This is a genomic window from Nonomuraea sp. NPDC048901 (genome assembly GCF_040649695.1).
In the GTDB taxonomy this organism is placed as follows: Bacteria; Actinomycetota; Actinomycetes; order Streptosporangiales; family Streptosporangiaceae; genus Nonomuraea.
This window is the reverse complement of record NZ_JBEZFW010000016.1, coordinates 101,773-114,474: the sequence shown is the minus strand read 5'-3', so window position 1 is coordinate 114,474 and position 12,702 is coordinate 101,773. Positions and strand designations below refer to the sequence as shown.

Genomic DNA, 12,702 nt, shown 5'->3' with positions numbered 1-12,702 from the left:
AAGGGACGGAGGTTCCCGTGCCGCTTACGCGGCAGCTCATGCCGCTTGCGCGGCTCGCGCTGTGGAACGGGGTGCTTGACGCTTCACGGACCCGGATGGGTCTCCACGCCCTGGAACGACCAGCCCGGCCGCCCGATATCTGACCAACGTGTTCTTCGCCCCGACGATGTCGGCGTGCTCGGTGTGCCCGCAGGCCTGCGCCGCACGCTGGTGGTCATGCCGTCGATGTTGAGGTTCTCCAGGACCACGATGGCGTAGCGGCGGGTGAGGCGGTGCGCGGCCTGGGCGTTGAAATCCGCGCGACGCCACCGGACGCGGCGCATGATGTCGCCCATCGCCGCGACGACATGTTCACGCTGCCGGGAGCCCTTCTTCGACCGGGCAAGCCGCCGCTGGAGCCGCAGATAGCGTTCCGCCTCGCCCGGAGTGAGGAACCCCAGATCGGGCTGCCTGTCCTGTTTGCACTCAGGGGGTGGCACCAGACTGGACAAACTACCGGTTCCGGCGTGGCGGCGATCGAAGAACTCCCCGTCGGAGGTGACCGCGGCCGTGACCACACCCCGGTCCACCCCGGCGTGCGCATCGAGATGAAGGTGGTGTTCAACCCGAGTGAGGCCGTCCTGCACCAGGAACGAGATGAACCAGTGCCTGCCGTCGCGCGAGACGGTCGCGGACTTCACCGTCCCCCCAGAGGGCGTGACATCCGGAACTTCACCCACCCGAATTTCGGCAGCAACACCCGGCCCCACCCGTCCTTGATCCGCTCGACGGGGATGTGTTTCGCGGTGGGGAACCGAAACGACGGCTTCCACTTCGTCCGCGACTTCCAACGCACCTTCCAGGTGCCGTGCTGTCGGCACGCCTGGTCCAGGTCCTTCAGCGTCTGCTGGATGACCTGGGCGGGAGCGTCGGCGAGCCAGTCGCAGTACGGATCCTTCTTCGCCTCGGCGAGTTGTGCGCACTGCTCCTCGTAACTGAGGTAGGCGCCTCACCCCGGTATTCGCGGCCGGTGTTCCACACGCTGCGGCAGATCCCGCCCAGCCGCTCGGCGAACATCTGTTGCCCGAAGTCGAACTCCAGCCGGTACCTGCGACCCGCCAACACGACCTGACCGCTTCCGGGTCCGCGCTACTTACCCCGGGCTGTCCCGCCTCCGGCGGGCCATCTGACAGGACCGCATTCATCCCCGGCCCGAACCGAAGGCCGAGGCTTTCAGCGGACCTTCGATAAGCTGAGGCGCATGTGGCGGCTAATGCGACGACAGCGCGAGGCGGAGGCGGAGCTCGCCGGCGAGGCCGCAGCGGCGGCCGCGGTGACGGTGACCCCTACGGAGCCCGACCAGCAGGCGGCCGCCTTCTTCGACGTCGACAACACGATGATGCGCGGCGCCTCCATCTACCACTTCGCCAGGGGCCTGGCGACGCGCGGCCTGTTCACCACCTCTGACCTGTTCAAGTTCGCCGTCGGCCAGGCGGTGTTCCGGCTGCGCGGCAACGAGAACCCCGAGCACATCGCGGTGGCCCGCGAGACCGCGCTGGCGTTCGTCGCGGGCGCGAAGGTCGACGACGTGATCCGGCTGGGCGAGGAGATCTACGACGAGGTCATGTCCGACCGCATCTGGGGCGGCACCCGAGCGCTCGCGCAGAGCCACCTCGACCGCGGCCAGCGCGTCTGGCTGGTCACGGCCACGCCGGTCGAGCTGGCCAGGGTCATCGCCCAGCGCCTCGGCCTGACCGGCGCGCTCGGCACGGTGGCCGAGACCACCAACGGCGTCTACACCGGGCGGCTGGTCGGCGACCTGCTGCACGGCCCGGCCAAGGCCGAGGCGGTGCGGGCGCTGGCCCGCAGGGAGGGCCTCGACCTCACCCGGTGCACCGCCTACAGCGACTCGGCCAACGACCTGCCGATGCTGTCGCTGGTCGGCAAGCCGGTGGCCATCAACCCCGACAGCGAGCTGCGCGAGCACGCCAAGAAGCACGACTGGCCGATCAAGGACTTCCGTACCGGCAGAAAGGCGACGCTGACCGCCCTGCCGATCGCCGCGGGCGTCGGAGCGGTGGCCGGCGGCATCGCCGCCGGCATCGCCCTCCGCAAGCACTACCGCTCAACGCAGTAGCCGACCCGGGCATCCCCTCCAGGAGACCTCGGCCACGACGGACCGGCTGCTCCCTCTCCCCGGAGGGGCATCCCAACAGTGCCCCAGCCACGACGACCCGGTTCCTCCTCCTCTCCCCGGAGGGGCGTCCCCAAAGGCCCCCAGCCACGACGGACCGGCTGCTTCCCTCCTCCGGAGGGGTATCCGTCCAAGGGACCCGAGCCACCACAAACCGGCTTCTTCCGCCCCCGGAGGGGGTGTCCCTCCCAAGGACCTCAACCACCACGGACCGTCGCAGGGATCGAGACGGTCATGTGGACGAACCCCCAGGGGCAACTACCGCAAGCTGGCGAAGAGCTGCTCCGCCTCCGGTTGCTTCCACACGATCCGGTTCCGGTCGTCGGGATCGGGCTCCCAGGGGACCATGACGAAGGGCATCTTGGTCTTCTCCAGCGTCCCGGCGATGCCGATCATGGTGTCGAGGTCGAACTCCGGGTCGGTCTTGAACGACTTGCCGGCCGTGGTGAGGAAGGAGCGCAGGGCCGCCGGATCCTTCAGCCGCTGCTTGGCCTTCTTCAGCATCGACATCATGAGCACCTGCTGGCGCTTGATGCGCTGGATGTCCGACCCGTCGCCGTAGTGACGCAACCGGATGTAGCCCAGCGCCTGCTTGCCGTTGAGCAAGTGCTTGCCCGCAGAGAGCCTCAGCTTCGTGTTCTTGTCATCCACCGCCTGCGGCAACGTGACCTCGACCCCGCCGAGGGCGTTCACGATGGCCTCCACGCCCGAGAACTCGACCTCCATCATGTGGTCGACACGCACCTTCGTCAGCGTCTCGACCGTCTTCACCGAACAGGCGAGACCGCCGATACGGAACGCCTGATTGATCATGTCTTTCCTGGCCGGCTGGGACCCGCAGGCGGGGATCCGCACCATCGAGTCCCTGGGGAAGGAGATGATCGTGGCCTTCGTCCGGTCGGCCGGCAGATGCAGCAGCAGGAGCGTGTCGGAGCGGGCTCCGTTGTCGAACCTGTCCGAACCTCCCTGGCTGTCGCTGCCGACCAGGAGCACGTTCAGCGTGCCGCTCGTGTTGGCCGGGCGGGCACCTGCCGGTTGAGGCACGGTCTGGCGGCCCGCCAGCATCAGCGTGGGCACGGCGACGGTGGCCACGGTGGCCATCGTGGCCACCGCGACGAGACCCGTCAGCAGCCACGTCAACCGCCTGCGCCGCGGTCTGGCCTGGAGCAGGCGCTGCCGCTGGCGGACCAGCGTCGCCGGAGGCTGGTGTTCGAGCTCCCTGCCGAGGTCGCGGAGCATCTTCAGGTCGTCCATCGTCACTCCTCCTCAAGCATCGGGTTGGTGTCGCCGAGCGCCGCGCGTACCTTCCGCCTGCCCCTGTTGAGGCGGGAGCGTACGGTGCCGATCGGGATGCCGAGCGCCCGCGCGACCTCCTCGTACGTCAGATCGCCCCAAGCGATCAGCAGGAGCACGTCGCGGTCCTTGGCGGGCAGGGCGGCCAGCGCGCTGGCCAGCTCGGGGCGCGACGCCTGCGCGGTCACCCCGGCGGCCACGCGGTCGGCCGGGGACTCCACGTCGGCGTCGACAGGGGCGCGCTGCAGGGCGCGGTAGCGGGCCGCCTCGGTGCGGTGATGCCGGGAGACGAGCTTGGTCAAAATGCCGAAGAGCCACGGCCGGGCGTCTGGATAGCTCGGGTCGTAGCTCTTCCTGCGGGAGAAAGCGACCAGGAACGTCTCGCCGACGATGTCCTCGGCGGGCTCGGGGCCCAGCCGTTTGGAGACGTACCTGTAGAGCATGGCGGAGTAGCGGTCGAAGAGCTCGGCGAACACTTCAGGATCGGTCAGCGAAGCGTGCACGAGCTCTGCGTCCGCACCCCTGGTGGCGGGTTGCGTGATCATCTCCGCCCTTCTGCGGGGGAAGTCGGTCAGGGATGTATCACCACAACCCGCCATTCAGGTTCACGGTGGTCCACGTTCAGCGGGCCGCCGCAAACCGCGGAGTTCGCGCTCACACCTCCTTGACGCAACCTCCGTCGATCACGAGGTCGGCGCCCGCCGTGCTGCCGGAGCGGGGCGAGACCAGGAGCGCGATCGCGTCGGCGACCTCCTGCGGGGTGACCAGGCGGCCCGTCGTCAGCTTCATCATCTCCGGGGCCACCTTGGTGATCACGCTGTCCCGGTCGGCGCCGACCATGCCCCCGAAGACGTCAGCCGCGCCGCCCTCGTCGGTCCACCAGGGGGTGAGCACGGGCCCGGGAGAGACGGTGTTGACCCGGATGCCCTGCGGGCCGTACTCCTCGTCGACCGCCTTGCTGACGAAGGTGAGGGCCGACTTGGCCGCGCCGTAGTCCATGTTCACCGCCGAAGGCTGCCGGGCGGTGACGGAGGAGACGTTGACGATCGAGCCGCCGCCGCCCTCCAGCATCACCGGTACGGCGGAGCGGATCATCCGGATGACCGAGAACAGGTTGAACTCGAACATCCCCCGCCAGGTGTCGTCGTCCGAGGTCATGAACCCGGCGTGCGGCAGCGTCACGCCGGGCGGCGGGCCGCCGGCGTTGTTGACCAGGATGTCCACCCGCCCGAACTCCTCGACCGCGCGGGCGACCACCTCGGCGGGCGCCTGCGGGTCCATCAGGTCGACCGGCACGTGCACCGCCTTGCCGGGCAGCTCGGGGGTGCGGGTCCTGGAGGCCGCGACGACGTGGGCGCCCTCCTCGATCAGGGTATTGGTCACGGCCAGGCCGATGCCCTTGGACGCCCCGGTGACGATGGCGACGCGGCCGGTAAGTTGCAGATCCATAGTTTTCCTTCGCTTCCGGTGTGTTCTCAGTCGGAGAACACCGGCGGCCCGCTACTGGTTGCAGGTGCAGCGGGGACCGTCGAGGAAGTGCAGCTCACCGTGGGCGAAGTCCAGGTGGGCGCGGCGGTTGAGCGTGGGGCACTCGGACGTGGCGATGTACTGGACGATGTCGTGCACGGCCCAGGCCGCGATGACCGTGTTGGTGGCGCCGAACGACCACGGCGTGGGACCGTGACCGCCCTCCAGCCGCCGCTCGCGCGACAGCCCGGCCTCACGGGCGTGCTCGAAGCAGGTGTGGCAGTGTCCCTCGCGGGGCGACAGCAGCGGGCCCCAGTGGCCGTGCTCGTGGGCGACGGCCGCACGGCTCATGGCCACGTCACGTTCGCGGCACCACCGCCAGACCGTGTCGGCCAGCTCGGCGGGCTCGTCGGCGCCGATGAGGACGAGGTCCACGTGCGGCAGGCCGTCGAGGTCGGCCGCACTGGCGACACGCCGCCGTACGGACACCACCTCGGTCTCGGGCGCGAAGTCACGCAGCCGCGCGCTGAGCGCGTCGACCTTGGGCACGCCCACGTCCCTTGTCGTGTACGGCAGCTGTCTGTTGAGGTTGTGCAGCTCGACCACGTCGGGATCGACGGCCACGATGCGGCCGACCCCGGCGGCGCCCAGATGCTGGGCCGCGACCGCGCCAATGCCGCCCACGCCGAGGAGCATGATCGTGCAGGCGGCGATCCGCGACTGGAGCTCGCGCGCGTCGGGGGCGAAAAGTGTCAGGTAGCCGTGCTGGCGGGCGAGCCGGCCCGTGGACTCGGCCGCCGACTGCGGCGGCTCCGAGGTGAGCCACCCCATGTGCGTCAGCGCCGCCACCAGGTCGGCCAGCAGCCGGTCCGCGTGGATCTCACTGTCGTCGACGCCGTCCCGCAGCAGCGTGACCGCCTGCTCGACGCGGTCGAGGTCGCCCCGCAGCGATAATCCGTCACGCGAGCCGGTCGACAGGATCACCTGGTCGCCAGCGTTCGTGACGAGCACGGAGTCGACGAGCCGTCTCATGCACGCTCCCTAGGTGTCGAACCCATGGGTGTCCAGCCGCCGTCTTGCCTTGCTCGGTTTCCCCATCCTTGATGGCTTGACCGATCATGTCAAGATTCTGTTGAGTTCAGAAGAATGGCGGAAAGGCGGGGCCGCGGCGCAGCCTCAGCTCGTTGAGCATCTGCTGGATGATCTCGCGGATGTGATCGGTGAGGTTGAACACCAGCACCGGATCGTCGGCGTCCGCCGCGTCGTACTCGTCGGTACGGATGGGCTCCCCGAACTGGATCATCCACTTCGACGGCAGCGGCACCAGGCCGAGCGGGCCGAGCAGCGGGAAGAGCGGGGTGATCGGCAGATAGGGCAGGCCGAGCAGCCTGGCCAGCGTCGGCAGATCGCCGATCTTGGGGTAGATCTCCTCGGCGCCCACGATGGCGGTGGGCAGGATCGGCACCCCGGCGCGGATCGCCGACGCGACGAACCCACCGCGGCCGAAGCGCTGCAGCTTGTAGCGCTCGGAGAACGGCTTGCCGACGCCCTTGAACCCCTCGGGGAACACCCCGACGAGCTCGCCCTTGCGCAGCAGCCGGTCGGCGTCCTCGCGGCAGGCCAGCGTGTGGCCGGTCTTGCGCGACAGGTGGGCGAGCATCGGAAGCTGGTAGACCAGGTCGGCGCCGAGCAGCCGCAGCGGCCGGTCGGCCTCGTCGTGCAGCGCCACCTGCATCATCAGCGCGTCGACCGGCAGCGTGCCGGAGTGGTTGGCCACGACCAGCGCGCCGCCCTCATCGGGCACGTTCTTCAGATCGACCGTCTCGACCCTGAACCAGTGGTGGTAGAGGGGCCTGATCAGCTCCAGCAGCACCTTGTCCGTCAGCTCGGCGTCATAGCCGAACTCGTCGACCTCGTAGTCGCCGGTGATGCGCCGGCGGATGAAGGCCAGCAGCCTGGCGAGCGGCTCCGGCTCCTCGAAGGAGGGTGCCGAGCTGATGGGGATCACGCGGGCCTCGTCGTCCGGGACGCTCAATGCCGCACACCTCCGAGCGGGTGCAGCCCCCGCGAGCGCAGAAAGTCGTCGAAAGCCGCTCCGGTGGTGAACTTGGGCTTCCAGCCCAGCTCGGCCTCCAGCCTGGAGCAGTCGACCGCCCGGCCATGGCTCATCAGCCGGACCTGCTCGGGCGAGTAGTCGACCAGTCCGGCGCGGCGCGCGGCATCGCCCAGCAGGCGGAAGGCGGGCGCGAACAGCGGCAACGACGGCCGCCCCGCCCGGCGCGCGCACTGCGACAGCAGCAACACGCCTGCCCCGGCCACGTTGTACGTGCCGGGGTGATCTTCGGTCGCCATCCGCCGCAACACCTCGACGGCGTCGTCCTCATGGACGAACTGCAGCCGCGGATCGAAGCCGAACACGGTCGGCAGCACCGGCTGGGTGAAGTAGCGGGTGAGCGGCGAGTCGACGCCGGGACCCATGAAGTTGGCGAAGCGCAGCAGCGAGACCGCCATGTCGGGCCGACGACGCGCGAAACCGCGCACGTAGCCCTCCACCTCGACGGCGTCCTTGGCGTAGCCGTGGCTCGGGCCGTCGTGCGGCTCCAGGTCCTCCGTGAACACCGCCGGATCCCGTGGCGACGAACCGTAGACGGCGGTGGTCGAACGGACCACCACGCGCCGCACGGTCGCCGACCGCTGGCAGGCACCGAGCAACTGCATGGTGCCGATGACGTTGTGCTCCTTCATCACGGCCCTGCCCGCGCCCCGCGACGGAGCGCTGACCAGGCTCATGTGCACAACGGTGTCGATGTCGGCAGCCGCGATCACCTGAGCGATGTCGGGGCTGCGCAGATCGACCCGGACGAACTCCGTCCGGCCGAGGGAGATGCCGCCATCTCGCGTCAGCGAGGGGGGCGGCACGGTGTCCACTCCGATGACGCGACTGATGTCCGGGTCGGCGGCGAGCACGCTCGCCATCCGAGCGCCCACGTGGCGCGAGACCCCGGTGACGAGCACGGTGTGGGTCATCAGCGCCTCGCAGCTGCGTCTGTTACTTCTTGTTGCGCCGCTGGATGCGCGTCTTCTTGAGCAGCTTGCGGTGCTTCTTCTTGGCCATCCGCTTGCGGCGCTTCTTGATCACAGAGCCCACGGGACCCCCAGGTACTGATAGCAGATCTGAACCGATGCGCGAGCGCACACCGGATCACAGACTACCGGCGATCGGCTGTGGATCGCCCCCTGGGGGTGAGCCCGGCCGCTCGGTGGCGACCGGGCGTCTCCCACGACGGCATTCACGGCGTGTGGCATACGCCGCTACCTCAAGATCTACCCTGCCTCGATGTAGGCCTCCCGCAGATAGTCGTGGACCGCCTGCTCGGGCACCCTGAACGACCGACCGACTCGGATGGCCGGCAGCTCGCCAGAGTGCACCAGGCGGTACACCGTCATCTTGGACACCCGCATGACCGTGGCCACTTCCGCCACCGTCAGGAACTTCACCTCACTGAGAGGTCTTTCGCCTGCACCCATCGGACGCCTCTTCCGCACGTGTTTACGGGTTATCCCCACTGGTGCCACTGCTCACGCACGTGTACTGCCGTCAGCGTAAGTCGGGACTCCGACAGCGCAAACCCCCTATTTTCTCAGCTGACGGAGCTACCTGTCAGCCAAACCAGCAAAATCGCTGGTTAACCACCGGCTTGAGCACCTCGCCTGGACGTTGGAACTGTCCAACTTGTCACACATAAGAGTCGCCCAGGCCCCCTCAAAAGTTGGCAAAGGGACTGCGAGCCTCTTGGAATGCAGGCGCGAAAAGACAGTATGGGGATGACCGAATTGAACTCAAAGGGCCTGTGAGGCTCGTGTGACAAGATGGGCGATCAGCGGCTCGTAGTAGCGCGGTAGCACATTGTCATCGAGGGGTACGACCACGTCGATCTTGCCTTCGGCCTCGCCGAGGAAGAGTCCGGGGTCGTTGCTGTCGGCGAACGCCACCGTCGGCACACCCGCCTCTCCAGCCGCTCCCGCCCAGCCGTGGTCGGCGATGACGAGGTCCGGCGTGACCTCGCCCAGGACGGTCAGCATCCGCTCCATCGGGGCGGAGTCGTGGGTGTGCACGAATCCGCCCTTGTCATCGAGCATGGCGATGTCCTGGAGGTAGCGGATCTTACGTGCGCGTCCGAAACCCGATCCGGAGTAGGTCCAGCCCTCGGCCGGCGTCAGCAGCGTCGCCCCGCGCTCCACGGCGAACCGGGCGAGCGCCAAGTGGACGACGAGCAGGCCCGTGGGGTGCCCGGTGGCGAACAGCAGCCGCGGCTTGTCCCGCGACAGCACGCCGGCGATCCGGTCGGCCATGGCGTCGAGCGCGTCGATCGTCAGGTCGGGGTCGATGGTGTCCTGGCCCCAGCGGTGTCCCGCGTCGGCCTGCACGCCGGCCGCCTTGACCATCTGCGCGAGGACGTCACGGAACGACCAAGGCTGTTCCAGGGTGAGTCCCAGCATGTAATAGGGATCGCGGTTGGCCACCGAGCTGTAGTGGTCGAGATTGTTCTCGCGCGACGTGGCGACCTCGCCGGCGATCCGGGTGCGGACCAGGTGTTCGCGGAATTGGTCGCGGCTGAGCACAACTCTCCCTAAGGCATCGGGTCGAGGCCGTGCAGGGGGAAGACCGCCTGTCGGGTCGCCATGACCGCACGGTCGATGGGGTCTGCTGGGTCATAACCACCAGCTAGGTCGCGAAATTCCGGATTTCTGCCGTCCGTCATGGTCAGCGGGGGCGTCTCGCCCGTCCGCTCCCGTACGAACGCCCGCCAGGCCGGGGGTGTCTGGGTGGCCGGGTCGAGCGGATGCCCGGACAGCTCGGCCATCAGGTGCGTCCAGGCCCGCGGCACCACCTGGACCAACTCGTAGCCGCCCCCGCCCGTCGCGAGCCACCGGCCGCCGGCCGTCTCGTGCGCCAGCCGGTGCAGGGCGGAGTAGGCGGTGCGCTGACCGTCGAGGCTGAGCATCAGGTTGGCGAGCGGGTCGAGCGCGTGGCTGTCGCAGCCGTGCTGGGTCACCAGGATCTCCGGCCGGAACTCGCGCAGCAGCGGCGGCACGACCGAGTCGAAGGCCCGCAGCCAGCCCTCGTCTCCGCAGCCCGCGGGCAGCGCCACGTTGACCGCCGTGCCCTCCGCGCCCGTCTCCCCCGGGTAGCCGGTGCCGGGGAACAGCGTGCGCGGGCTCTCGTGCAGGCTGATCGTCAGCACCCGGGGATCGTCGTAGAACAGCGCCTGCACGCCGTCGCCGTGGTGCACATCGACGTCCACATAGGCGATGCGGCCGACCCCCTGCGCGAGCAGCCAGGCGATGGCCAGCGCCGGATCGTTGTAGACGCAGAAGCCGCTGGCGTTACCGGCCATCGCGTGGTGCAGACCGCCGGAGATGTTGACCGCGTGCTCGGCCGTGCCCTCCCAGACCGCGCGGGCGGCCGCGAGCGTCGCGCCCGCGATGAGCGCCGAGGCATCGTGTACGCCCTTGAAGGCCGGATTGTCGGACGTGCCGAGCCCCACGGACAGGTCGGCCCCACCGGAGGCGGAGACGCGCTTGACGGCCTCGATGTAGTCGCGCCGGTGCACCAGGGCCAGTTCGTCGTCGGTGGCGGGCACACAGCCGACCACCTCGATCTTGTCCAGCACGCCGAGCTCACGGGCGAGCGCCATCGTCAGCTCCACCCTGACGGGCGCCAGCGGATGACTCGGCCCGAAATCGTAGGAAGTGAGAGCATCGTCCCAGATGGCCCGTGCCGTAGAACTCATTCTTGCTCCCGTCCCTCGCCCTTGAAGCGACGTTACCGCAGCGTCAACTGGCCGCGTCCAGACGGTGACGGGGGCTGTTCCGGCGAAATATCGCCGCTTTTCAATAACTGCCACATAGGGTTGGATCATGCGCTTCATGCGACGCGTCACGGCCGCATGGCGCTTCTTCAAGCGTCCGCGCGTCTTCGACATCACGCTGGTGACCGTGCTCGTCGGGGCCGCGAGCGTCGGCCTGGTCTCCGTGCTGCGCCAGGGCTACCCGGACGTCGCCATGGGCGCCGGCCTCTTCATTCTCAGCACGTTCCCGCTGCTGTTACGGCGGACCCGGCCCGTCACAGTCGCCGCGATCGAGACCGCCGGTGAGATCTTCGGCATGGCCGCCGGCATCATGGCGTCGGCCAACATCTCCTCGACGATCGCCTTCTACAGCGTGGGCCGCTACACCCCGGGCAGGACCGCCGCGCTCACCGCCGTTGGCGGGGGCGTGGTCTACGCTCTGGCCAACCACCTGACCAGGCCGGTACCCGGCGCTTGGATGATCGGGCTGTACCCGCTGGCCCCCATAGTCGTCGGCCAGTTCGTCAGAGTCCGCGCCGAGCTCAGGGAGCGCGGCCAGCGGGAGGCCACCGAGAGCGCGGTCCGCGCCGAGCGGCGGCGCATCGCCAGGGAACTGCACGATGTCGTGGCCCACCACATCAGCGTCATCAACGTGCTGGTCGGCGGCGCCAGGGCCACCCTGCCGCCGAGCGAGGACGCCGCCCATGACGCCCTGGCCGGGGCGGAGCGGACCGCGCGTCAGGCACTGGCGGAGATGCGCCAGCTCCTCAACGTGCTCAGGGCCGACGACCCGGTCGGAGCCGGCGGCGTGGTCACCACGGACGGGCTGCTCAGGGTCGAGGGGGGCGCCGACGCCGCGACCGGGGTGGGCGCCGCCCGGCTGCCGGCGCTGGTCCAGGAGGCCGCGACCGCCGGACTGCCCACGAGCCTGACCGTGATCGGCGAGCCCGTCACGCTGCCGACGACCGTCGACCACGCCGTCTACCGGATCGTGCAGGAGGCGCTGACCAACACCCGCAAGCACACCGTGGGGGCGCGGGCCAGCGTCCGGCTGGCGTACGAGAGCGAGGCGGTCGAGGTGGAGGTCATCGACGACGGCCTGCCCGCGGCGGGCAGCCGGAACGCCCCGGCTCCGGGGTTCGGGCTGGACGGGATGGCCGAGCGCGTGACCCTGTGCGGCGGCCTCCTGAGCACGGGCCCCCGTTTGGAGGGCGGCTTCCTGGTGCGCGCCCGCATTCCCCTGGAGACGACATGATCACCGTACTGCTGGCTGACGACCACGCGCTGGTGCGCAAGGGCTTCCAGCTCATGCTCGACGCCCAGCCGGACATGCGCGTGGTGGGCCAGGCGGCCGACGGCGCGGAGGCGGTCGCGCTGTGCGAGCGGCTGCGCCCGGACGTGGTGCTGATGGACCTGCACATGCCGGGCCTCGACGGGGTTCGCGCGACCGAACGGATCACCGTGGAGTCGCCCGGTGTGCGGGTGCTCGCGCTGAGCACGTTCGACCTGGACGAGAACGTGGTGGCGGCCCTGCGGGCGGGCGCCGCCGGGTTCCTGCCCAAGGACGTCTCCCCCGAGGAGCTGGTCGAGGGCGTCCGCGTGGTGCACCGCGGCGAGTCCGCCGTGGCGCCGCGCCTGCTGACCCGCCTGATCGGCACGTTCGTACGAGCTGCGCGACCGCGCCGCCGGGCGGCTCCCACGAAGCTGGACGGGCTGACCGAGCGCGAGCGCGAGACGCTCGTCCTGATCGCCCGCGGCAGGTCCAACGCGGAGATCGCCGAGGAGCTGGACGTCTCCCCCTCGACCGTCAAGAACCACGTGACGAGCCTGTTCGCCAAGATCGGCGTCCGGGACCGGGCCCAAGCGGTGATCGTGGCCTACGAGGCGGCGCTGATCACCCCTGGAGAGTAGGAGCAG

General features: G+C 69.5%; 15 protein-coding genes. 3 read left to right on the top strand and 12 right to left on the bottom strand.

Translation table 11 applies throughout. The features are described from left to right. Positions 1-83: 83 nt before the first annotated feature. On the bottom strand, positions 84-830 hold the full coding sequence (locus tag AB0C30_RS42035; protein WP_357954633.1) for a transposase: 747 nt from the start codon (positions 828-830) through the stop codon (positions 84-86). Between the two features lie 46 nt (positions 831-876). Beyond that, positions 877-1,104 carry a helix-turn-helix domain-containing protein gene (locus AB0C30_RS42030; protein WP_357954631.1) on the bottom strand — a complete coding sequence of 76 codons (228 nt, stop codon included), beginning with the start codon at positions 1,102-1,104 and terminating at the stop codon, positions 877-879. Positions 1,105-1,240: 136 nt separating this feature from the next. Here AB0C30_RS42030 and AB0C30_RS42025 point away from each other — a divergent pair, with 136 nt between their 5' ends. After that, entirely contained in the window at positions 1,241-2,116 is an 876-nt protein-coding gene (locus tag AB0C30_RS42025) for an HAD-IB family hydrolase (protein WP_357954629.1), read from the top strand. 315 nt (positions 2,117-2,431) lie between these two features. Here AB0C30_RS42025 and AB0C30_RS42020 read toward each other — a convergent pair whose 3' ends face one another. From AB0C30_RS42020 to AB0C30_RS41975, 10 genes are all read right to left on the bottom strand, one after another. After that, positions 2,432-3,427 (bottom strand): LCP family protein, encoded by a 996-nt coding sequence (locus tag AB0C30_RS42020; RefSeq protein ID WP_357954627.1) that lies wholly within the window; start codon positions 3,425-3,427, stop codon positions 2,432-2,434. A gap of 2 nt (positions 3,428-3,429) precedes the next feature. Next, entirely contained in the window at positions 3,430-4,011 is a 582-nt protein-coding gene (locus tag AB0C30_RS42015) for a sigma-70 family RNA polymerase sigma factor (protein WP_357954625.1), read from the bottom strand. 109 nt (positions 4,012-4,120) lie between these two features. After that, the gene (locus AB0C30_RS42010; RefSeq protein ID WP_357954623.1) at positions 4,121-4,915 is read right to left on the bottom strand and encodes an SDR family NAD(P)-dependent oxidoreductase; all 795 of its coding nucleotides are present in this window, start codon (positions 4,913-4,915) and stop codon (positions 4,121-4,123) included. A gap of 51 nt (positions 4,916-4,966) precedes the next feature. Continuing rightward, complete coding sequence (locus AB0C30_RS42005; RefSeq protein ID WP_357954621.1) at positions 4,967-5,965, bottom strand: ThiF family adenylyltransferase; 999 nt, start codon at positions 5,963-5,965, stop codon at positions 4,967-4,969. 106 nt (positions 5,966-6,071) lie between these two features. Continuing rightward, positions 6,072-6,941, bottom strand: a complete 870-nt coding sequence (locus AB0C30_RS42000) for a lysophospholipid acyltransferase family protein (RefSeq protein WP_357954997.1) — start codon at positions 6,939-6,941, stop codon at positions 6,072-6,074. 23 nt (positions 6,942-6,964) lie between these two features. Then, complete coding sequence (locus AB0C30_RS41995) at positions 6,965-7,960, bottom strand: NAD-dependent epimerase/dehydratase family protein (protein ID WP_357954619.1); 996 nt, start codon at positions 7,958-7,960, stop codon at positions 6,965-6,967. Positions 7,961-7,982: 22 nt separating this feature from the next. Then, the gene (locus AB0C30_RS41990) at positions 7,983-8,081 is read right to left on the bottom strand and encodes an AURKAIP1/COX24 domain-containing protein (protein ID WP_018654693.1); all 99 of its coding nucleotides are present in this window, start codon (positions 8,079-8,081) and stop codon (positions 7,983-7,985) included. 176 nt (positions 8,082-8,257) lie between these two features. Next, on the bottom strand, positions 8,258-8,461 hold the full coding sequence (locus AB0C30_RS41985) for a helix-turn-helix domain-containing protein (RefSeq protein ID WP_026214222.1): 204 nt from the start codon (positions 8,459-8,461) through the stop codon (positions 8,258-8,260). A 312-nt stretch (positions 8,462-8,773) separates the two neighbouring features. Further along, positions 8,774-9,556 carry a phosphatase gene (locus AB0C30_RS41980; protein WP_357954617.1) on the bottom strand — a complete coding sequence of 261 codons (783 nt, stop codon included), beginning with the start codon at positions 9,554-9,556 and terminating at the stop codon, positions 8,774-8,776. A gap of 8 nt (positions 9,557-9,564) precedes the next feature. Further along, entirely contained in the window at positions 9,565-10,728 is a 1,164-nt protein-coding gene (locus tag AB0C30_RS41975; protein ID WP_357954615.1) for an acetoin utilization protein AcuC, read from the bottom strand. Positions 10,729-10,864: 136 nt separating this feature from the next. On the opposite strand from AB0C30_RS41975, the gene AB0C30_RS41970 reads away from it, so the two are divergent. Beyond that, on the top strand, positions 10,865-12,040 hold the full coding sequence (locus AB0C30_RS41970) for a histidine kinase (RefSeq protein ID WP_357954613.1): 1,176 nt from the start codon (positions 10,865-10,867) through the stop codon (positions 12,038-12,040). Further along, complete coding sequence (locus AB0C30_RS41965) at positions 12,037-12,696, top strand: response regulator transcription factor (protein ID WP_357954611.1); 660 nt, start codon at positions 12,037-12,039, stop codon at positions 12,694-12,696. The genes AB0C30_RS41970 and AB0C30_RS41965 overlap by 4 nt, the downstream gene beginning before the upstream one ends. Positions 12,697-12,702: the final 6 nt, after the last annotated feature.